We start from the raw sequence: 19,751 nt of genomic DNA on the forward strand, positions 1-19,751 counted from the left end.
CTCACATATAGGAATAGAAGAGACTGTCGAGCAGGCGGGACCAGCCCGACACCAGCACGAACAGCAGCAGCTTGAGCGGCAACGACAGGGTCATCGGCGAGACCATCTGCATGCCCAGTGCGAGCAACAGGTTGGAAACAATCAGGTCGATGACGATGAAGGGGATGTAGATCAGAAAGCCGATCTCGAAACCGGCCTGCAACTCCGATAACACAAAGGCCGGAATCGCCAGCAACAGGTCGTTTTTGTTGGCCTGATCGGCCATTTCCTTGGGCCACATGCGCTGGGTGTTCTCCAGCAGATGGGCGACGACATCCGGGTCGGTGTTGCGGGTCATGAAGCGTTGCAGCGGCTCGATTACCAACTTGAGGCTGCTCTGCAACTTGTCGGCGCTGCTCATTTCCAGCGGGTGATCATGCACGCGCTGCTGGATATCGTGGGCCACCGGGGCCATGACGAACATCGTGGCGGCCAGGGCAATGCCGTACAACGCCATGTTCGGCGGCACCTGCTGAACGCCAATTGCGTTGCGGGTGATCAGCAGGGTCATGGCGATTTTCAGAAAGGCGGTGCAGACAATCAACAGAAAGGGGATCAGTGACAGCGAGCCAAGAAACAGCGCCAGCATGATCGGGTTTACGCCCTCCATGATCATGAGCGTGTCACCAGGCGGGTAATCTGCAGACCGAGCCGGCCCTCGACATCCACCAGCTCGCCCTCGGCCACCACCTGTTCGCCATGGCACAGTGTCGCGTGCCCCGGCGAAATGCCGATGACTTCAAGGATGGTCCCGGCATCCAGCCGGCGCAGTTCGGCGAGGGTCAGCCTGAGCTCGCCGCAACGCAGGGTCAGGTCCAGTGCCAGCGAATCGAGTGCCGGGGGCTCGTCCTGTTCTTCCTGCGCTGCGTGATCGTCCGGTTCGGCCGTCGCATACCCGGATGGCTCGCCGTCTTCTTCTTCGGACCAGTGCTGTTCAGTCGACGGGTCTTCATAGTCGTCGAGCATCTCGACATCTTCCTGATACAGATCTTCAGTACTCATGGTGGCGGTGCTCCTCATGACTGAGCCGCAAAAAAAGACGCTGCGCGTGCTGGTCGGTCTGCGCCGCCCATTGCCGCCCTGCCAGGCTCAGGAACCCTTGTCCGGCGCTGTCGAACTGGCAGCGGGCGGGCAGCACCACGTCACCGGGGCGCAGCGAGGCGATTTGTTCCAGGGTCAGCGACATTTCACCGATGATCAGGGGGCTGGCCACTGACCAGGATTCATCCACAGTGCGCGTGCGGGCTTGCCAGGACGCTGATCGCAGCAGCCTGAGCAGTGTGTCGGGCGTGGCATGCAAGTGCGCGTGAAGCTGCTCATCACCACGCCGTATCTGAACCCGGCAGCCCAGGGTGGGTGCTTGCGGTTTGTTGTGCAGGGGTTCGATCGGTGCCAGCAGTCGGGCAACAGTCGGGCTCAGGCGTTGATTGAACAGCTGCCAGTACCAAGCTTGTTGCTCGCCCCCGAGCGTAAGGGGGATGTCGCCCAGCAGGCTGAGCAGCGCTTCGGCGTCGCTCAGCAACAGGGGCCCGATGGCTGTGCTCAGCCAGACAGCACCTGCCGGTTCGCCTGTGTCGGCAAGCAGTGGCAACAGGGTCAGTTCGGCGTCCTGACCTGCAGCGCTGAAGCCCAGGCTCTGACCGGCACCCAGCTCACGCGTGGCCTGAGCCAGCAGGGCATCGACCTTGCGCAGACGCAGCGCGCTCATGCTGCAAGATCTTCATGCATGTCCAGCTCAACGTCATGGCCGAGTGCCCGCGACAGTGAATCACGGCATGCGCCGGTATGACCCTGCAAACGTTTCAGAACGTCGCGACGGGCGAAGCCCAGCTGGATGCTCCAACGGTGTTCGGTTTTTTCGGCATTGACGCGTACTGTCCCCAGGCTGGGCATCAGCAGGGTAAACGCCAGCGGGCCGGCGGGCTGTTCGGGCAAGCGCTGCGCCAGCTCGTCGATCAATGGGGTGGGTACATTTTCGGCGTGCACGGGCAGGGCGATGCTGCTGCCGCCGAAGCCTTGCTGATCAGGCTCTTCGCCGACCTGAGGTATCAGCAGTTGGGAAAAGAACAGGCCGTCGGCGCTCTCCGGTGTCTCTGTCGCCGAACGGTTTTGTGCGAAGCGGACCTTCGGCACGTCGGTACGCGTTGTGCTGCCAAAAGCCGGTGGCTTGTCATCAGCCTTGTCCGGTGCGCGCTGCGCGGGCGCAGAAGGCGGTGTGGCATGCACTACGGGTGGTGCCGTTGGCGCTTTGGCCGGGTGTTTGATCGGTGCGGTCATCGTCACTTAACCTTCTTCGTTGAGCGTCTCCTCCATGCAGGCGAGTTTCTCGACCGCGCGCTGAGACGCTTTGGCTTGCAGGCGCTTCTGCTCAAGCAACGCCTGCTGTTCGGCTACCCGCAATTGCTGTTGCTGCACGTCCTGCCGAATACAGGCCAGGCGGTCGAGCATGTGTTTTTCTTTCTCATGCCATCGGTCGATATCGTTCAGGCTGATGGCCTTTTCCAGGTATTCCTGAGACAGGCCCTCGCGACGCCGCTTGTGGTTGTCACGTTCCTGATCCAGCGATGCCCGTGTTTTTGATAAGTGGTCGAGCATCGATTTCAGTTCCACCTGCGCGTGGCGATGAGCCCGTTCAGCGCTCGCCTGACGATGCTGGCGCAGCGGCGTCAGCAAGCCGATCACCTGTTCCAGTGCCGCGCGCTGTGGGTCGTCTTCCAGTGTGTCGTCCATGGTCACTCCGGCAGTCTGGAAGTGAGCCGCAACAACCCGTCCAGGGTTTCCTGCAAGGGCACCGGCTCACGCAGGTCCTGGCGCAGAAAGGCGTTGATGTCGTCATTCAGTTGCACCGCGCAATCGGTCACCGGGTCTGCACCGGCCTGGTATTCGCCCAGCCGCAGGAGCATTTCCACTTGCTTGTAGGCAGCCAGTAGCTGGCGCAGACGATTGTTCGCTCGCTGGTGTTCGCGGCCGGTAACATTGCTGAGGATCCGGCTGATGCTGGCGGATACGTCAATTGCGGGGTAATGCCCGCGCTCGGCCAGCTTGCGGGACAGCACGATGTGCCCGTCGAGCAGTGAACGCACTTCATCCGCCACCGGATCGTTCATCGAGTCCTGCTCGATCAGCACGGTATAGAGGGCGGTGATCGAGCCGTTCTCACTCATGCCGGCGCGCTCGACCAGGCGTGGCAGCAAGGTGTAAACCGAGGGTGGCAGGCCGCCACGCCCCAACGGTTCGCCCGAGGCAATCCCTATCTCCCGCTGCGCACGGGCAAACCGGGTCAGGGAGTCGAGCAGCAACAGCACTTTCTGGCCTCGTGCGCGGAATGCCTCGGCGATAGCGGTCGCGGTGAACGCTGCGCGTGCGCGCTCCATGCTTGAACGATCGGAGGTGGCACAGACCAGCACCGAGCGGGCGCGTAGGGTTTCGTCCAGTTCATGGTCGAGAAACTCGCGCAGCTCGCGGCCCCGTTCGCCGATCAGCCCGAAGACGATGACATCGCAGCCCATGTTGCGGGCCAGTTCGGCCATCAGTGTGGTCTTGCCACAGCCAGCACCGGCGAACAGCCCCACACGTTGACCCTCGCCCAGAAGGATGGCGCTGTCGATGGCGCGTACCCCGGTGGGCAGGGCGTTGGTGATGCGCGGGCGCTGGGTGGGCGGCAAGGCGTCAGCGATCACCGGCAGTGTTTCGCGACGATCATCCTGTCCGGCAAAAGCACCGAGGCAATCACCGAGCAGCGGACGTCCGAAGCCATCCAGAACACAGCCCAGCAAACTGTCGTCAACGCCAATCCGGTGGGCAATGCCCAGCGGGCGGATCGGAGCACCGACCTGAATTCCGTCGGGTGCGCCCAGGGCACTGAGCAGCGTACATTCCTGAGTGAAACCGACGATTTCAGCCAGCAGAAAACTGCCGTCGGCTTTGCTCACCTCGCAAAGATCGCCCACCTTGGCCGCAGGAATCTTGCATTCCAGCAGAATCCCGCGCACTGCACTCACCCGGCCACTGACGCGCACGGCGCTGTAGTCACGCAAGCGCGCTGCGTGGGCGTCTTTCCACTGGCTCAGTGCAGCATTCACCAGTTCACCTCAATGTGCCGATTGCCGTCGAATTGCAGGCGCTGATTGTCGATTCGCGTCAGGCGCAGGCCATCCACTTCGTCACCCACATAGATACGGCGGCCGTCTGCAGTCACCAGGTGCGCATGCGGGCCGGTCATGATCTGAACCACCACGAAGGGCAGGGCGCTGCGTGTACTGGCGACGTTGTCGAACACCGTCACCGGCGACTCATAGCGGTCCTTGAAACGCTGCAGCATGCGTTGATAGACCAGCAGGGATTCCTCTTTGAGATCGCCGTTGAGCACCAGCCCCTCGGCTGTTTCTTCCACGCTGACATCGGTCAGCAGCCGGTCGCTGAGCATGGTGCCCAACTGATGGCGTACCGCATCCGCGCTGGTCAGGCGTATGCGTTTATCGGCCGCGGGTTTGATGATCTTTGCCGGTGTAGGAGATGCCTCTACCGGTGCCTCTGCTGTGACCGAGGCCATGTGGCCGGGGCTTTGGTCCATTGCAATGGCGGGCGGGCGGGTCAGGCTCCAGGCGCTGCCGATGACACCCACCAGCAAGCCGGCGATGATCCCTGTGGTACGGTTGAGCAATTGCGAGCGCGACTTGACCTTTTTCAGCGGCACATCATTGCGCGCGGGCTCGGGGTCGGCCTGTGGCTGTTTCGGGATGACCGCAGGCACTGAAGGCCACTCATCGCCTGCGGGCGAAACGCACAGCCACACTGAGCCCAGCAAGAATGCAGTGTTGAGTGTCAGGTCAATACCGGGCCGGGCGTTACCTTCTTCGTCGCACACCGCGCCTTCTTCAGCGTTCAGTGTCCAGCTGTCGTCCAAGCGTTGCAGGCGGCAGTGCAGGCTTTCCACACCCGCGTCGTCCAGTGCCAGATCGTGTTGCGCGGCAGAGCCAATCGACCATTGCTCGCCCACCAGTGGCAAGGCTGCGCCTTGGTGCTGACCGTTCAGTACGCGTAATTCAAACATCTGAAAGTCTCCCTTTGCTCAAGCCTGAAAGGCTCAAGCTGCGTGCTCGTTGTCCATTGGCTCAAGATCGTCTTCAAGGTCGAAGCGACCCATTACCTTGACCTTGGCCGCGTTGCTGATTTCTGCGAAAGACAGTACGGGAACGTGATAGAACTCCTCCCTCAACAAGGTCCGCAGCGGGCTGCGCAGGTCCTGCGCTACCAGCAGTACCGCCTGTTCGGGCGCGCGCACCGGGAATGCGATATTCATTTGTTGCACGAGCATCTGGCTGATCTCGTTACTCAGTGCGAAGAACGTTTCGGTCTGTGTCTGGCGCAGACCGTCGCGCAGCAAGCCCTCGCTTTCCGGCGTGAGCAGCCACACTTGCAGGCCTTCGGCACCGCAATACTGGTGGTAGATCTGCGATTTGAGCGCGATGCGCACGTAGTCGGTCAGCACGTTGGTATCGCGTTCATGCTGGCAATGCTCGATCAGGGTCTCGGCGATCAGCCGTATGGCTCTGAGCGGTACGCGCTCCGACGCGAGACGTTGCAGAACCGCCGAGAAGCGCGTCAGCGTGAGCACTCGCTGTATCTCTTGTGCAAGCTCCGGCTGCTCGGATTCCAGCCAGCTGAGGATGGCTTTGGTCTCCTGCAAGCCGATGAACTGCGGCGCGCAGGACTGCAATGCGCGTTCCATGCGTTCGACGATCAGGGTCATGGCGCTGACCGGGTTCAGCTCACCGCATTGCTCGGCAGGCAACCATACCCATTGATCTTCCTGGCGGTCGGTATTGCCCGGAATCGCCGCCGGGAGGTTTTCACCGCCCAGTTGGCGAGCGTCCACGGCGACATGGGACTGGGTAAATGTCGCCTTGAGCATGGGGACGTCGTAGACGGTGAAACGAAACTCGTCCGGAGGAAGATGATCGGCATGTTCAATGATGAACGACGGCAGGGTCAGACCGTACTGCACCACCAGACGGTTGCGTCGCCGACGTATTTCGCTGATCAGTGCCTCTATCTGTGCGCTGTCTTGGCCAGGGTGAAATTGCAGGACGAACTGCCGGCTGGGTGAGAAGGTACGCAGGTCTTCCTTGCCGTTCATTTCCGGGGCGACGGTAGTGGCGCGTTGTTCGTCGGGCTTGGGTTTTGCCCGTTGCAACTGCAGCATGCCACCGGCACCGCAGATGATCGCGATGGTGATGAACACCCCCGTGGGCATACCCGGCAGAGCCGCGAAGCCGAGCATGGCCACTGCGGCGATGATCCACGCCTTGGGCTGGCTGGTGATCTGTTCGGCGATTTCACGGCCAATGTTGGCCTCCGCGCCAGCCTCGGTATTGGGTACACGGGTGATGATCATGCCGCAGGTCACGGAGATCAGCAGCGCCGGGATCTGTGCAATCAGGCCGTCACCGATGGTCAGCACGGTGTACAGCTGCAACGCATCGCCCGCACTCATATTGTGCTGCAACACGCCGATGGAAATACCGCCGATCATGTTGATGGCAACGATGATCAGGCTGGCAATGGCATCACCGTTGACGAACTTCATCGCGCCGTCCATAGCACCGAACAACTGACTTTCCTTGTTCAGCTCAGCGCGGCGCTTGCGCGCCTCCTGAACGGTTATCAGGTTGGCACGCAGGTCACTGTCGATGGACATCTGCTTGCCGGGCATAGCGTCCAGCGTGAACCGCGCGCCGACCTCGGCGACCCGTTCCGAACCTTTGGTGATAACCAGAAAGTTGACCACTGTCAGGATCAGAAAGATCACCAGGCCCACCGCCAGGTTACCACCCACCACGAACTGGCCGAAGGCTTCGACAATGTGCCCGGCGTCCTGATTGAGCAGGATCAATCGTGTGGTGGAAATCGACAGCGCCAGACGAAACATGGTGGTCAGCAACAGCACGGCCGGAAAGGTCGAGAATGCCAGCGGTCTTGGCAAATGCATCGCCAGCATGATCAGCAGGCACGAGATACAGATGTTCACCGCGATCAACACATCAACCAGCCCGGTGGGCAGGGGGGTGATCATCATGAAGACAATGGCGATGACGAAGAATGCGCCGACCAGCTCTGACCGGCGCATGGCCGACAGGGCAATCATGTTCAGAAAGTTGATGACTTGATTCATCCGGCAAGTCCCTCAAAAAGCTGCTTCTGTTCCTGTTGAGTCAGTTCTGCCATTAGGGTGAGCAGGTTATTCAGCGCAGCCTGGCGGCTTTTCATGTCCTTCCAGAGCAGGATGGGCAATTGCATCAGCATCGGCCGCAAGCCATTGAGAAATGCCAGCTGGTTCTTGAGCCTGGCACCGCCGATGTGCTGAGTCAGTTGCAGGGTCTGGTTCACGTTCATTCCATTGGCCGTCAGGGTCAGCAAGTGTTTGAGAAAGGCTGGCGGATCCACCTTCAGGTCAGGGTTCTTGTTGCGCATGCGCCCAAGCAGGTGTTCACAACCGCGCAACAACGTCGTCACGTGCCGTGCTGTGGTCAGCCCGTGCATCAACGTGCGCAGCTGTTCATGAGATGCCGAAGGGGTAATCGCCGAGAGATCGTCAGCAATTGCTCTGCGCATGTCGCGCAGGTTGAGGTCGAAGTCTCCGGTCTCTTCCTGCTCGTTGATCAAGGCTTCAATCAGGCCGGTCACGTTTGGCTGTCCGGAAACCGCTACGCCATAAAGGTTGCGCAACGCGGTACGGCGTTTGTTGTCGACGTTCTGCCGCCCGAACGCCCTGGCAGTATTAATGCCTGCCCGGGCGTGTGGTCCGAACTTGCGTCGCAACTGTTTCAGCGTTTGGGTGAGCGCCACGTACTCGCCTTCAGCGCCATCTTCCTCAGCCTGTTTGCGTGCCGCTTGCAGCACCACGTGGGCCTTGGCCGCATCGCCATCGGCAAATTCCAGAACCTGTTCCAGTTCTGTGTCGTTCTCTTGCAGCAGTTTTTTGCGCAGCAGCCTCGCGGCATTATCCAGACCGGTATCGTTGGCGCTCATCAACAACTGATAGAGCTCACCCAGTTTGACGGCCCGTGATTGCAGTGCATTTCTGCTTGCGATCAGTTCGCGCTGGCGCAGTATCCGGCTGTTTCGCACCAGTGCTGCGGCGAAGCGCGAGACCTGTTGCGATGACGTGCCTTTTTCCGACGACAGGGTCCCGGGAATCGCTCGCGCAGCGGGCGTGACGGCGCGAATCGGCGTGACCGTGTGGGTTGGCAATATAGGCGGGGCGACGATTTTCATAGGACGGTTCTGAGCCTGGTCATGACCGCTGAGTGGGGCCTGGCCAGGATTCGGTTCCCTTGTAAAAGGGGCTGACGCGTTTGTGCCAAAAGCTGTAGTGATAAAAACGGCGTTGCGCAAAAAAATGTATTACAAAGAATTACAAGTTTTAAAATAATTATATAAATCAGTAACTTAAGTAATTATTTTGGCTGGCACGGTTATCGCTATAGGGCTTGCACACCATTAAATTAAGGTAAGCCCATGTTTCCGAACCTAGTGATCCTTGATGCAACCCAGCCACGCCAGGACTCTTCGTCTGCCGGTATCCGTCAACTGACGGCTGATCAGATACAGATGCTCAGAGCGTTCATTCAGAAGCGCGTAATGAACCCGGATGATGTCGATGACATCTTGCAATGCGTATTTCTGGAGGCCCTGCGCAACGAGCACAAGTTTCAACATGCCAGCAAGCCGCAGACCTGGTTGTGTGGTATTGCGTTGAACCTGATCCGTAATCACTTCCGCAAAATGTATCGCCAGCCCTATCAGGAAAGCTGGGAAGACGACGTTCATTCAGAGCTGGAATGGAATGGCGATATCACTCATCAGGTAGACGGGCACAGGCAATTGGCACGCGTCATCGCAGCCATTGATTGCTTGCCGTCGAACATGCAAAAGGTCCTGGAAGTGTCGCTGGAGATGGATGGCAATTATCAGGATACGGCGAACACGCTCGGCGTTCCGATTGGCACTGTGCGCTCGCGACTGTCCCGGGCACGGGTGCAATTGAAGCAGCAGATTGACCCGTTCGCCTGAGTGGATATCTGTCTGGAACCAACTCGCACGCAAAACCACACAGTTGCCATCCCTCACCACTTGGATGGCAACCATGCGTATATCCAGTTCTCCCAGTCCTGCCCTCGGCAGCATCGTGAATCAACCCACCTCTGGCGAACTGGCTGCTGAGACGCCATTAGCCAAAGCCTCGCTCACGCAGAGCAGCGCAGGTGGTGATCAGGCCTTTGTGCAGTTCGGCCAGGCCAACGACAATACATCTTTCTTTTCTGATGCCGAGCAAAGCGGCTCATCGCTGATGAGTCTGCTGACTCGCAGCAGTAATAGCGAAAGCACCTCCAGCGTTGATCAGGACAGTGATCAGGTGTCCCCAATGACATCGGTCTTGTCAACAGCCAGCGCGTCACCTGCGGCGTCTGCCTCCGGCCCGGCAAATGCTCCCAGCGCTACCGATGCCGCGTTTCTCGACAACTCCGAATACTCTTCGCCCGAGGCCCTCAAGCGCTGGGATCCGATGGTCGCCCATCTGCCGCCCGAAGAACGCGAGCAGGCGGCCAAAGAACTCAACCGGCCGATTGCGGCCGCCTGGATGGCCAGAGAGCACGGCCCCAACGCTGACAAGGCGATGGCGTTCATCAACGCCAACCCTGCGTTGAAGACGGCGGTGGACGTCGGCAAGGATGGCGGTAATGCGGATGGCAAAATCACCAACAAAGACCTCAAGGCGTTCGCCAAAAATATGGAGAAGGCGGCCGACAATGCCGACAAGGACTTGGCAAAGTACATGGAAGATAACCCCGGCGCTGATCCTCAATCCCTTGAAATGGTGCGCAGCGCAGCGGTGATGCGCGCCAATATGCCGTTGGCGACGGCAGCCGACCCTCATCATGCCGTTGGGGCGCCGGACAAAACCGATGTCGATGGTAATGTCAGCGCCGAGGGTCTGAAAGCGCTGATTAAAAGTAACCCAGGGTTGTCAGGTACGCTCAAACAGTCGTCCAACATGTGGTCACAGGCGGGCTTCCTCAGCCAGGTGGATGAAGCCGGTCTGACCGGGCGCAAGAAGGCTGCACATAGCCCCGACCAGGTGTTCGATGCGTCCAATATGAGCGAGTGGATCAGGAAGAGCGCCCCCAAAAATGGTGGCCAGTTCGCCAGCATGCTCAGCGACGCCGCGACGTTGAATTCGGTATCCGGTATCGATATCAGCAAACTCAATGCTCAGGTTTTCGAGAAGCCCAAGGCTTACACCGGCGCGCAGAAGGCCGCTGTGATGATCAAGTTGCAGCAGACCCAGCAGAGCGTGATAGCCGGGCGGGATTTGCGCAATACCGAGAAGACCGAGGCGGGCCTTAACGAGCGAATCGCTCAGTTGCAAGCCGATCCCGATGTTCAGGAGTACCTCAACAAAAGCATTCCCGAACAGGAGCGCAGCCTGGTTCGCAGCGATTCGGCACTGCAGAAGGCCGTGACTGAGCAGGCTCAAAACGTCAACAGCGGAAAAGCCTTGCAAACCGACCTGGCAACCGCGGACAAGGCCGTCGACAAACACAACCCCAACCCCGATTACAGCGGCGCCATTACCGGCCTGTCGGCTCAACTGCAACTGCAAAAAGACCTGTTTCCCGATGCCCAGGTGCCCACTGCCCAGCAAGTATTCAACAACCAGCCTGATGAAGTGCAAACGAAGATTGCCGATTCCTACGTTCGCAACTTCAGCGAGGGGGGCGCTCTGAAACAACTGCTTGGTCAGAAAAAGTCTGACGCTGGTGAGTCTCTGCAAACCGCAGATAACCAGAAAGCGGCGTATGAAAGCGTGCTGCCCGCTGATTTCGTTAATGGTGAGCGTGAGAGTTACACGGCCAGCACCTTGTCCGAGCTGCAGAACTCCAAAAAAGGCCGCAAGTTGCTGGAGGGCAAGACCGATGAAGAGGGCGGTCCTTCGCTGGCCGCGCAGCTCGCCGAGCAAGGTATCGGAGGCAAGGCATTCAACTCGGTCATGGGCTTTGCGTCAGTGTCTGACAGGCTCGCCAGCGGTGACAAGCTGGGCGCGGCTCAGAGCATCATCGACAGCTCCAGGTTGGGCGCGGAGGCAATCAAGGGCGGCATAGACACCGGCGCGAAAATGATGGGTCGCGAGGCGTCCGCCGGCCTTGGTCGTCTGGGCGGACAGATGATCGGCCGCGCTGTCGGTCTGGTTGCCGGTGAAGCCACAGGGCTTGCCGCAGGCGCAGCGCTGGGTGCTGCAATCCCGGTTATCGGCTGGGCCATCGACGGCGCCATGGCCCTGGGCTTTGGTATCTCCGCGATCATTGATGCGGTCAAGAAGCATAAGGCGCAGAAGGCGTTCGATCATAACGTTGACCCGGTGCTGGACCAGTTCGGGATTGCCAAGGCGCATTGATTGACAGTGACGAGAGCGTTGAGATCGGTCGTTCCTGTGTTGGCCGTAATGAGCTTTTTCGGGTGCGATGAGCGCCCGCAATCAGTGAGGAACATATGAGAATTCACAGTGCTGGTCACAGCCTGCCCGCGCCAGGCCCTAGCGTGGAAACCACTGAAAAGGCTGTTCAATCATCATCGGCCCAGAACCCCGCTTCTTGCAGTTCACAAACAGAACGTCCTGAAGCCGGTTCGACTCAAGTGCGACCGAACTACCCTTACTCATCAGTCAAGACACGCTTGCCACCCGTTTCTTCTACAGGGCAGGCCATTTCTGACACGCCATCTTCATTGCCCGGTTACCTGCTGTTACGTCGGCTCGACCGACGTCCACTGGATGAAGACAGTATCAAGGCTCTGGTTCCGGCAGACGAAGCGGTGCGTGAAGCACGCCGCGCGTTGCCCTTCGGCAGGGGCAACATTGATGTGGATGCACAACGTACCCACCTGCAAAGCGGCGCTCGCGCAGTCGCTGCAAAGCGCTTGAGAAAAGATGCCGAGCGCGCTGGCCATGAGCCGATGCCCGGGAATGATGAGATGAACTGGCATGTTCTTGTCGCCATGTCAGGGCAGGTGTTTGGCGCTGGCAACTGTGGCGAACATGCTCGTATAGCAAGCTTCGCTTACGGGGCCCTGGCTCAGGAAAGCGGGCGTAGTCCCCGCGAAAAGATTCATTTGGCCGAGCAGCCCGGAAAAGATCACGTCTGGGCTGAAACGGATAATTCCAGCGCTGGCTCTTCGCCCATCGTCATGGACCCGTGGTCTAACGGCGCAGCCATTTTGGCGGAGGACAGCCGGTTTGCCAAAGATCGCAGTGCGGTAGAGCGAACATATTCATTCACCCTTGCAATGGCAGCTGAAGCCGGCAAGGTTACGCGTGAAACCGCCGAGAACGTTCTGACCCACACGACAAGCCGTCTGCAGAAACGTCTTGCTGATCAGTTGCCGAACGTCTCACCGCTTGAAGGAGGCCGCTATCAGCAGGAAAAGTCGGTGCTTGATGAGGCGTTCGCCCGACGAGTGAGCGACAAGTTGAATAGTGACGATCCACGGCGTGCGTTGCAGATGGAAATTGAAGCTGTTGGTGTTGCAATGTCGCTGGGTGCCGAAGGCGTCAAGACGGTCGCCCGACAGGCGCCAAAGGTGGTCAGGCAAGCCAGAAGCGCCGCGTCGTCTAAAGGCATGCCTCCACGAAGATAATGTATCGATTCGTACGTTAAGCAATAAAAAACTCATCGCTCTGCCAATGATTAATTTTCAAGAAAACAGGTCATAGAGTTCGGTACTGTAAAACTGCACTGCGCAAACGTTCGGGATTAGACGGTGTCAGAGCGTCTCGTAAACGAAGTATGGCCAGACGGTCTGACTGACGGATCACAGTATTCAATCACCCTCGTTCTTTTCCTCTACCTTTAGAGATCAACCTTGATGCGTGTGTATAACGCTCTGACTGCAAAGATCGGCGGCCTTCTGCTTGTGTTGACCATGGTAGGTACTTCGTTACTTGCGTACGCTGTAAACGATTGTGATATGGACAACGACAACATTACCGATGCCAGGTGTGGTGGTAACGACAAGGACCTGGATAACGACAACGTCACTGACGCTGCTTTTGGTGGCACTGACAAGGATATGGACAACGACCATCACACCGATGCGGCCTTCGGCGGAACTGATCGCGATCTTGATAACGACAACAACACTGACAAATACCACGGCAGCGTGCCCTCTGCCGCTAAAAAGTAGCAACGCGGCCGAACGTGTTATTTCGTGCTTCGAGCCTGATTCTCAGTTAATAGGGGGAGATCGCGGATTATGTCAGACCACTTTCCACCAGACGAAAAAAAAGACCTTGAATTTCAAGGTCTTTTTTAAAGGTGGTGCCCCGAGGGAGAATCGAACTCCCACTTCTTTCGAAAACGGATTTTGAATCCGCCGCGTCTACCAATTCCGCCATCAGGGCTCAATGGCGGCGAAGTATAAGGATGAGTTTTCCGTTGGTCAACAGGGATTTACGCAGGTTTTTTACTAATGCCGCCAAACCGGATAAACTTCCCGGCCCTGCTAAACGAACCCGATCATGCGCGTCGCTGACTTTACCTTCGAACTCCCCGATTCCCTGATTGCTCGCCATCCACTGGCCGAGCGTCGTAGTAGTCGTCTGTTGACCCTCGACGGGCCGACTGGCGCGCTGGCACATCGTCAATTCACTGATTTGCTTGAGCATTTGCGCCCGGGCGATTTGATGGTGTTCAACAATACCCGTGTGATTCCCGCGCGGCTGTTCGGGCAGAAGGCGTCCGGCGGCAAGCTGGAGATTCTGGTCGAGCGCGTGCTGGACAGCCATCGTGTGCTGGCGCATGTGCGTTCCAGCAAGTCGCCCAAGCCTGGCTCGTCGATTCTGATCGATGGCGGTGGCGAGGCCGAGATGGTTGCGCGGCATGACGCGCTGTTCGAGCTGCGCTTTGCCGAAGAGGTTCTGCCGTTGCTGGAGCGTGTCGGCCATATGCCGTTGCCTCCTTATATAGACCGCCCGGATGAGGGCGCGGACCGTGAGCGCTATCAGACTGTTTACGCGCAGCGTGCAGGCGCTGTGGCTGCACCAACTGCCGGCCTGCATTTCGATCAGCCGCTGCTGGAGGCGATCGCCGCCAAGGGCGTCGAGACTGCGTTCGTCACGCTGCACGTCGGCGCGGGTACGTTCCAGCCGGTGCGCGTCGAGCAGATCGAAGATCACCACATGCACAGCGAGTGGCTGGAAGTTGGCCAGGACGTGGTCGACGCCGTGGCCGCATGCCGTGCGCGAGGCGGGCGGGTGATTGCCGTCGGGACCACCAGCGTGCGCTCGCTGGAGAGTGCCGCGCGTGATGGCGAACTGAAACCGTTCAGCGGCGACACCGACATCTTCATCTATCCGGGGCGGCCATTTCATGTGGTCGATGCCTTGGTGACCAATTTCCATTTGCCTGAATCCACGCTGTTGATGCTGGTTTCGGCGTTCGCCGGTTATCCCGAGACGATGGCGGCTTACGCTGCGGCCATCGAGCACGGCTACCGCTTCTTCAGTTACGGTGATGCGATGTTCATCACCCGCAATCCCGCGCCGACGGCCCCACAGGAATCGGCACCAGAGGATCACGCATGAGTCGCACCTGTCGTATGTCTTTCGAGTTGTTGACCACCGACGGCAAGGCCCGTCGCGGTCGCCTGACCTTTCCGCGTGGCGTAGTCGAGACTCCGGCGTTCATGCCGGTGGGCACCTATGGCACGGTCAAGGGCATGCTGCCGCGTGATATCGAGGCCACTGGTGCGCAGATGATTCTGGGCAACACGTTTCACCTGTGGCTGCGTCCGGGCACTGAAGTCATCAAGGGCCACGGTGACCTGCACGATTTCATGCAGTGGCAGGGACCGATTCTGACCGACTCCGGCGGTTTTCAGGTGTTCAGCCTGGGCGCGATGCGCAAGATCAAGGAGGAGGGCGTGACCTTCGCCTCGCCGGTTGATGGTGCCAAGGTGTTCATGGGCCCTGAAGAGTCGATGCAGGTTCAGCGTGATCTGGGCTCGGACGTCGTGATGATCTTCGACGAATGCACGCCGTACCCGGCCGACGAAGATGTGGCGCGTGTCTCCATGGAGCTGTCGTTGCGTTGGGCCAAGCGCTCCAAGGTTGCGCATGGCGAAAACACTGCTGCGCTGTTCGGCATCGTTCAGGGTGGCATGCACGAGAACCTGCGCAAGCGTTCGCTGGAAGGTCTGGATGAGATCGGCTTTGACGGTCTGGCGATTGGCGGCCTGTCGGTAGGCGAGCCCAAGCACGAGATGATCAAGGTGCTGGACTATCTGCCGGGCCTTATGCCAGCAGACAAACCTCGTTACTTGATGGGAGTAGGCAAGCCGGAAGATCTGGTCGAAGGTGTGCGCCGCGGCGTTGACATGTTCGACTGTGTGATGCCGACCCGCAACGCTCGCAACGGCCACTTGTTTACCGATACCGGTGTGCTGAAAATTCGTAACGCGTTCCATCGCCACGACAATTCGCCGCTTGATCCGACCTGCGATTGCTACACCTGCAAGAACTTCTCGCGCGCTTATCTGCATCACCTGGACAAGTGCGGAGAAATGCTGGGGAGCATGCTGAATACGATCCACAATTTGCGCCACTACCAGCTCCTTATGGCTGGTTTGCGCGAGGCTATTCAACAGGGTACATTGGCCGCCTTCGTCGATGCCTTCTATGCCAAACGCGGCCTTCCAACGCCGCCTCTGGGTTGAAACAGAACGAGTTTTTCCTGCTTTTTTATACTAATTATGTAACTGGAGCGACAAATGAGCTTTTTCATCTCTCCCGCTTTTGCGGATGCTGCTGCACCGGCTGCCGGTCCTGCGGGCAGTGGTTTCGAGTGGATTTTCCTGGTCGGCTTCCTGGTCATCTTCTACCTGATGATCTGGCGTCCACAGGCCAAGCGCGCCAAAGAGCAGAAAAACCTGCTGGGCAACCTGCAGAAAGGCGATGAAGTTGTGACCAGCGGCGGCATCGCGGGCAAGATCAACAAAGTGACCGACGACTTCGTAGTGATCGAGGTGTCGGACACCGTTGAGCTGAAAATCCAGAAGGGCGCCATCGCGGCCACTCTGCCAAAAGGCACCCTGAAAGCGATCTGAGCAGTAACTTTTTACCCATCGACGGGGCGCGCAAGGCGCCCCGCGTTTTAAGCGGGCGGCGTGATGCTGAACAAATACCCTCTGTGGAAATACATACTGATCCTGGCGGTGCTGGTGGTCGGTTTTATTTATTCCGCACCCAATCTCTACCCTGATGATTCTGCCATCCAGATCAGCGGTGCAAGCACTGCACTGCAAGTCAATCAGGCAGACGTGGATCGTGCAGCCAAGGCGCTTGCCGATGCAGGCATCTCGGTCAAGGCTTCTTCTCTGGCCGAGAATGGCAAGGGCGGTTTGTTGCGTCTGAGCAAGCAGGAAGACCAGTTGCCAGCCAAGGATGTCGTGCGCAAGGCGCTGGGTGACGACTATGTCGTTGCGCTGAACCTGGCGCGTACCACGCCGACCTGGTTGCGTAACCTGGGTGCAAGCCCGATGAAGCTCGGTCTCGACCTGTCCGGTGGTGTGCACTTCCTGCTGGAAGTCGACATGGACAAGGCGATCGATGCACGTCTGAAAGTCTACGAAGGCGAAGTCAAATCCCTGTTGCGCAAGGAAAAAGTGCGTTATCGCAGCCTGCCGCAGTTGGGCAATGTGATTCAGCTGGGCTTTAGCGATGACGCAGAGCGCGAGCAGGCTCGTGCACTGGTGCGCAAGACCTTCACCGATTTCGAAATCACGCCTGCCGAGCTGAACGGCATTCCCGTGCTGCGTATGGCGCTGACCCCGGCCAAACTGGCCGAGATTCGCGAATACTCGATCAAGCAGAACCTGACTACCGTGCGTAATCGGGTCAACGAGCTGGGTGTTGCCGAGCCGCTGGTTCAGCGCCAGGGTGCCAACCGCATCGTGGTCGAGCTGCCGGGTGTGCAGGACACGGCCGAAGCCAAGCGTATTCTGGGCAAGACCGCCAACCTCGAATTCCGTCTGGGTGCAGGCCCGGATGATTCGAAAGGCACCACCGAAATGTTCGAATTCCGCGAAGGCGGTCGTCCGGCAGCGGCGGTGGAGCGTGGTCTGATCATCACTGGCGATCAGGTAACTGACGCCAAGGCCAGCTTCGACGAACATGGCCGTCCACAGGTGAACATCAATCTTGATGGCCACGGTGGCGAGCTGATGAGCCGCGCAACCCGCAGTAATGTGGGTCGCAGCATGGCGGTGATCTTCATCGAGCAGCGTCCGACCACCACTTACACCAAGCAGATGGTCAACGGCGTCGAGAAAGACGTGCCGGTGCAGACCTTCAAGGAAGAAAAGAAAATCATCAGTCTGGCGACCATTCAGTCGCCGCTGGGCAGTCAGTTCCGGATTACCGGTCTGAACGGTCAGGGTGAATCTTCCGAACTGGCGCTGCTGTTGCGTGCTGGTGGTCTGGCGGCACCGATGTACTTCGCTGAAGAGCGCACCATTGGCCCGAGCCTGGGTGCCGACAACATCACCAAGGGTATCGATGCTTCCCTGTGGGGCATGCTGTTCGTCTCGCTGTTCATCATGGCGATCTACCGCTTCTTCGGTCTGATCGCGACCGTCGCACTGGCCTTGAACATGGTCATGCTGCTGGCACTGATGTCCTTGCTGGGTGCAACGCTGACCCTGCCAGGTATCGCCGGTATCGTGTTGACCATGGGTATGGCGGTGGATGCCAACGTGCTGATCTTCTCGCGTATTCGTGAAGAGATCGCCAATGGCATGACGGTCCAGCGCGCTATCAACGAAGGTTTCGATCGTGCCTACACGGCGATCCTCGACGCCAACCTGACGACGCTGCTGGTCGGCGGCATTCTCTTTGCGATGGGCACCGGCCCGGTCAAAGGGTTTGCGGTGACCATGTCGCTCGGGATCTTTACCTCGATGTTCACGGCCATCATGGTGACCCGCGCTATGGTCAACCTGATCTACGGCGGTCGTGACTTCAAGAAGTTGTGGATTTAAGGGGCTGCCATGTTACGTACCATCAACTTCATGGGCGTTCGCAATGTTGCGTTCGCCATCACGATGCTCCTTACCGCACTGGCGCTGTTCAGCTGGTTCCATAAAGGGCTCAACTTTGGTCTGGACTTCACCGGCGGTACGCTCATCGAGCTGACCTACGAGCGTCCAGCCGATCTGGGCAAGGTGCGCCAGGAGCTGGTTTCGGCGGGCTATCATGAAGCCGTTGTTCAGAGCTTTGGTGCCACCACTGACTTGCTGGTGCGCATGCCGGGTGAAGACCCGCAACTGGGTACTCAGGTGGCCGAAGCGCTGCGCAAGGCAGGTGCCGATAACCCGGCAGTGGTCAAGCGTGTCGAGTTCGTCGGTCCGCAGGTGGGTGAAGAGCTGCGCGATCAGGGTGGCCTCGGCATGCTGATGGCGCTGGGCGGTGTTCTGATCTACCTGGCGTTCCGCTTCCAGTGGAAATTTGCCGTCGGGGCGATCATCTCGCTGATCCACGACGTGGTGGTGACGATGGGTATCCTGTCGTTCTTCCAGATCACCTTCGACCTGACGGTGCTGGCGGCGGTGCTGGCGATCATCGGTTACTCGCTGAACGACACCATTGTGGTCTTCGACCGGGTACGCGAAAACTTCCGCCTGCTGCGCAAGGCTTCGCTGATCGAGAATATCAACATCTCCACTACGCAGACACTGCTGCGCACCATTGCCACTTCGGTCTCGACCCTGTTGGCGATTGTTGCACTGTGGGCGTTTGGCGGCGACAGCCTGGAAGGCTTCTCCATCGCGTTGTTCATCGGTGTTCTGGCGGGTACTTACTCGTCCATCTACATCGCCAACGTGGTGCTGATCTGGCTGAACCTGACCACTGAGGACCTGATTCCTCCAGTGGTCGTCGAGAAGGCTGACGACCTCCCGTAGGTCCGGCCATCATAAAAAAGGCGCGAGTGCTGAACTCGCGCCTTTTTTTATGCTCCAAGGCTAGGCATTGCGCAGTCATGCTGCGTTTCGATTGGTCAGGAGGTTCAAGTGAACAAGTCTATGCTTGTTGGTGCTGTGTTAGGTGCTGCTGTCGTGACTGCTGGCGGCGCCGTTGCCACCTATAGCTTGGTCAAGGGTGGTCCTGAGTATGCGGATGTATTGGCGGTAGAGCCGATCAACCAGCAGATCAAAACCCCCCGTGAAGTTTGCAAGGACGTAACCGTTACCCGTCAGGCGCCGGTCAAGGACCAGCATCAGATCGTCGGTAGCGTTATTGGCGCGGTTGCCGGTGGCTTGCTGGGTAACCAGATCGGTGGCGGTAACGGCAAGAAGATCGCTACAGTCGCGGGCGCGGTAGGTGGTGGTTATGCGGGTAACAAGGTTCAGGAAGGCATGCAGGAGCGTGATACCTACACCACTACGCAGAACCGCTGCACGACGGTCAATGATGTGAGCGACAAGGTTGTGGGCTACAACGTCAAGTACAAGCTGAACGAGAAGGTGGGTCAGGTTCGTATGGAGCGTGATCCGGGTAGCCAGATTCCGGTCGACAAGAACGGTCAGCTGATATTGGGTCAGGCGCAGTAACGCCAGCCGCTGAGCTTCACAAGACATAAAAAAACCGGCTTGCGCCGGTT

Annotated in this window: 19 protein-coding genes and 1 tRNA gene; 10 read left to right on the top strand and 10 right to left on the bottom strand. The window is 58.8% G+C overall.

Annotated features, from left to right (window positions below; genetic code table 11):
• Position 1: 1 nt before the first annotated feature.
• From sctR to sctW, 9 genes are read right to left on the bottom strand one after another with little or no spacing between them, the layout of a single operon-like run.
• Positions 2 to 655 carry a type III secretion system export apparatus subunit SctR gene (gene sctR, locus RYC18_RS15955; RefSeq protein WP_005743314.1) on the bottom strand — a complete coding sequence of 218 codons (654 nt, stop codon included), beginning with the start codon at positions 653 to 655 and terminating at the stop codon, positions 2 to 4.
• Positions 652 to 1,041, bottom strand: a complete 390-nt coding sequence (locus RYC18_RS15960; protein WP_117139817.1) for a FliM/FliN family flagellar motor switch protein — start codon at positions 1,039 to 1,041, stop codon at positions 652 to 654. The genes sctR and RYC18_RS15960 overlap by 4 nt, the downstream gene beginning before the upstream one ends.
• On the bottom strand, positions 1,031 to 1,747 hold the full coding sequence (locus RYC18_RS15965) for a type III secretion system protein (RefSeq protein WP_117139816.1): 717 nt from the start codon (positions 1,745 to 1,747) through the stop codon (positions 1,031 to 1,033). The genes RYC18_RS15960 and RYC18_RS15965 overlap by 11 nt, the downstream gene beginning before the upstream one ends.
• Positions 1,744 to 2,316 (bottom strand): type III secretion system HrpP C-terminal domain-containing protein, encoded by a 573-nt coding sequence (locus RYC18_RS15970; RefSeq protein ID WP_054076886.1) that lies wholly within the window; start codon positions 2,314 to 2,316, stop codon positions 1,744 to 1,746. The genes RYC18_RS15965 and RYC18_RS15970 overlap by 4 nt, the downstream gene beginning before the upstream one ends.
• A gap of 6 nt (positions 2,317 to 2,322) precedes the next feature.
• The gene (locus tag RYC18_RS15975) at positions 2,323 to 2,769 is read right to left on the bottom strand and encodes a YscO family type III secretion system apparatus protein (protein ID WP_117139814.1); all 447 of its coding nucleotides are present in this window, start codon (positions 2,767 to 2,769) and stop codon (positions 2,323 to 2,325) included.
• Between the two features lie 2 nt (positions 2,770 to 2,771).
• On the bottom strand, positions 2,772 to 4,121 hold the full coding sequence (locus tag RYC18_RS15980) for a FliI/YscN family ATPase (RefSeq protein ID WP_005778282.1): 1,350 nt from the start codon (positions 4,119 to 4,121) through the stop codon (positions 2,772 to 2,774).
• Complete coding sequence (gene sctD / locus RYC18_RS15985) at positions 4,118 to 5,092, bottom strand: type III secretion system inner membrane ring subunit SctD (RefSeq protein WP_057405413.1); 975 nt, start codon at positions 5,090 to 5,092, stop codon at positions 4,118 to 4,120. The genes RYC18_RS15980 and sctD overlap by 4 nt, the downstream gene beginning before the upstream one ends.
• A gap of 33 nt (positions 5,093 to 5,125) precedes the next feature.
• The gene (sctV, locus tag RYC18_RS15990; RefSeq protein WP_005778286.1) at positions 5,126 to 7,213 is read right to left on the bottom strand and encodes a type III secretion system export apparatus subunit SctV; all 2,088 of its coding nucleotides are present in this window, start codon (positions 7,211 to 7,213) and stop codon (positions 5,126 to 5,128) included.
• Positions 7,210 to 8,316, bottom strand: a complete 1,107-nt coding sequence (sctW, locus tag RYC18_RS15995) for a type III secretion system gatekeeper subunit SctW (protein ID WP_004666084.1) — start codon at positions 8,314 to 8,316, stop codon at positions 7,210 to 7,212. Before sctW ends, sctV begins: the two co-directional genes overlap by 4 nt.
• Positions 8,317 to 8,559: 243 nt before the next feature.
• Between sctW and RYC18_RS16000 the strand changes: the two genes are divergently transcribed.
• From RYC18_RS16000 to RYC18_RS16015, 4 genes are all read left to right on the top strand, one after another.
• A complete protein-coding gene (locus RYC18_RS16000) occupies positions 8,560 to 9,114 on the top strand; it encodes an RNA polymerase sigma factor (protein ID WP_005735147.1) in 555 nt (184 codons plus the stop codon).
• Between the two features lie 73 nt (positions 9,115 to 9,187).
• Positions 9,188 to 11,497 (top strand): type III effector HrpK domain-containing protein, encoded by a 2,310-nt coding sequence (locus RYC18_RS16005; protein ID WP_005778291.1) that lies wholly within the window; start codon positions 9,188 to 9,190, stop codon positions 11,495 to 11,497.
• A 143-nt stretch (positions 11,498 to 11,640) separates the two neighbouring features.
• Positions 11,641 to 12,735 carry a type III effector gene (locus tag RYC18_RS16010; RefSeq protein WP_316886473.1) on the top strand — a complete coding sequence of 365 codons (1,095 nt, stop codon included), beginning with the start codon at positions 11,641 to 11,643 and terminating at the stop codon, positions 12,733 to 12,735.
• Positions 12,736 to 13,065: 330 nt separating this feature from the next.
• Positions 13,066 to 13,281, top strand: coding sequence for a hypothetical protein (locus RYC18_RS16015; protein ID WP_410478373.1), 216 nt, complete (start codon positions 13,066 to 13,068; stop codon positions 13,279 to 13,281).
• 132 nt (positions 13,282 to 13,413) lie between these two features.
• Here the strand turns inward: RYC18_RS16015 and RYC18_RS16020 are convergent.
• A tRNA-Leu gene (locus RYC18_RS16020) sits at positions 13,414 to 13,498 on the bottom strand.
• 117 nt (positions 13,499 to 13,615) lie between these two features.
• Between RYC18_RS16020 and queA the strand changes: the two genes are divergently transcribed.
• From queA to RYC18_RS16050, 6 genes are all read left to right on the top strand, one after another.
• A complete protein-coding gene (queA, locus tag RYC18_RS16025) occupies positions 13,616 to 14,680 on the top strand; it encodes a tRNA preQ1(34) S-adenosylmethionine ribosyltransferase-isomerase QueA (protein ID WP_004418793.1) in 1,065 nt (354 codons plus the stop codon).
• Between the two features lie 14 nt (positions 14,681 to 14,694).
• On the top strand, positions 14,695 to 15,810 hold the full coding sequence (gene tgt / locus RYC18_RS16030) for a tRNA guanosine(34) transglycosylase Tgt (protein ID WP_316886548.1): 1,116 nt from the start codon (positions 14,695 to 14,697) through the stop codon (positions 15,808 to 15,810).
• A 54-nt stretch (positions 15,811 to 15,864) separates the two neighbouring features.
• Positions 15,865 to 16,200 carry a preprotein translocase subunit YajC gene (gene yajC, locus RYC18_RS16035; protein WP_002552468.1) on the top strand — a complete coding sequence of 112 codons (336 nt, stop codon included), beginning with the start codon at positions 15,865 to 15,867 and terminating at the stop codon, positions 16,198 to 16,200.
• A gap of 63 nt (positions 16,201 to 16,263) precedes the next feature.
• Positions 16,264 to 18,132 (top strand): protein translocase subunit SecD, encoded by a 1,869-nt coding sequence (secD, locus tag RYC18_RS16040; RefSeq protein ID WP_004666080.1) that lies wholly within the window; start codon positions 16,264 to 16,266, stop codon positions 18,130 to 18,132.
• A gap of 9 nt (positions 18,133 to 18,141) precedes the next feature.
• A complete protein-coding gene (gene secF / locus RYC18_RS16045) occupies positions 18,142 to 19,053 on the top strand; it encodes a protein translocase subunit SecF (RefSeq protein WP_004666079.1) in 912 nt (303 codons plus the stop codon).
• A gap of 108 nt (positions 19,054 to 19,161) precedes the next feature.
• Entirely contained in the window at positions 19,162 to 19,701 is a 540-nt protein-coding gene (locus tag RYC18_RS16050) for a glycine zipper 2TM domain-containing protein (protein ID WP_002552471.1), read from the top strand.
• Positions 19,702 to 19,751 lie beyond the last annotated feature (50 nt).

The organism is Pseudomonas syringae group sp. 247E2, assembly GCF_032587795.1.
GTDB lineage: Bacteria > Pseudomonadota > Gammaproteobacteria > Pseudomonadales > Pseudomonadaceae > Aquipseudomonas > Aquipseudomonas amygdali.

What these genes read in the sequence shown, in the direction of transcription:
- sctR (WP_005743314.1), bottom strand. Translation starts at nt 655, where the DNA reads ATGATCATGGAGGGCGTAAACCCGATCATGCTGGCGCTGTTTCTTGGC.
- yajC (WP_002552468.1), top strand. Translation starts at nt 15,865, where the DNA reads ATGAGCTTTTTCATCTCTCCCGCTTTTGCGGATGCTGCTGCACCGGCT.
- secF (WP_004666079.1), top strand. Translation starts at nt 18,142, where the DNA reads ATGTTACGTACCATCAACTTCATGGGCGTTCGCAATGTTGCGTTCGCC.
- RYC18_RS16005 (WP_005778291.1), top strand. Translation starts at nt 9,188, where the DNA reads ATGCGTATATCCAGTTCTCCCAGTCCTGCCCTCGGCAGCATCGTGAAT.
- sctD (WP_057405413.1), bottom strand. Translation starts at nt 5,092, where the DNA reads ATGTTTGAATTACGCGTACTGAACGGTCAGCACCAAGGCGCAGCCTTG.
- sctW (WP_004666084.1), bottom strand. Translation starts at nt 8,316, where the DNA reads ATGAAAATCGTCGCCCCGCCTATATTGCCAACCCACACGGTCACGCCG.
- RYC18_RS15975 (WP_117139814.1), bottom strand. Translation starts at nt 2,769, where the DNA reads ATGGACGACACACTGGAAGACGACCCACAGCGCGCGGCACTGGAACAG.
- secD (WP_004666080.1), top strand. Translation starts at nt 16,264, where the DNA reads ATGCTGAACAAATACCCTCTGTGGAAATACATACTGATCCTGGCGGTG.
- tgt (WP_316886548.1), top strand. Translation starts at nt 14,695, where the DNA reads ATGTCTTTCGAGTTGTTGACCACCGACGGCAAGGCCCGTCGCGGTCGC.
- RYC18_RS16015 (WP_410478373.1), top strand. Translation starts at nt 13,066, where the DNA reads ATGGACAACGACAACATTACCGATGCCAGGTGTGGTGGTAACGACAAG.
- RYC18_RS15970 (WP_054076886.1), bottom strand. Translation starts at nt 2,316, where the DNA reads ATGACCGCACCGATCAAACACCCGGCCAAAGCGCCAACGGCACCACCC.
- sctV (WP_005778286.1), bottom strand. Translation starts at nt 7,213, where the DNA reads ATGAATCAAGTCATCAACTTTCTGAACATGATTGCCCTGTCGGCCATG.
- RYC18_RS15965 (WP_117139816.1), bottom strand. Translation starts at nt 1,747, where the DNA reads ATGAGCGCGCTGCGTCTGCGCAAGGTCGATGCCCTGCTGGCTCAGGCC.
- queA (WP_004418793.1), top strand. Translation starts at nt 13,616, where the DNA reads ATGCGCGTCGCTGACTTTACCTTCGAACTCCCCGATTCCCTGATTGCT.
- RYC18_RS15960 (WP_117139817.1), bottom strand. Translation starts at nt 1,041, where the DNA reads ATGAGTACTGAAGATCTGTATCAGGAAGATGTCGAGATGCTCGACGAC.
- RYC18_RS16000 (WP_005735147.1), top strand. Translation starts at nt 8,560, where the DNA reads ATGTTTCCGAACCTAGTGATCCTTGATGCAACCCAGCCACGCCAGGAC.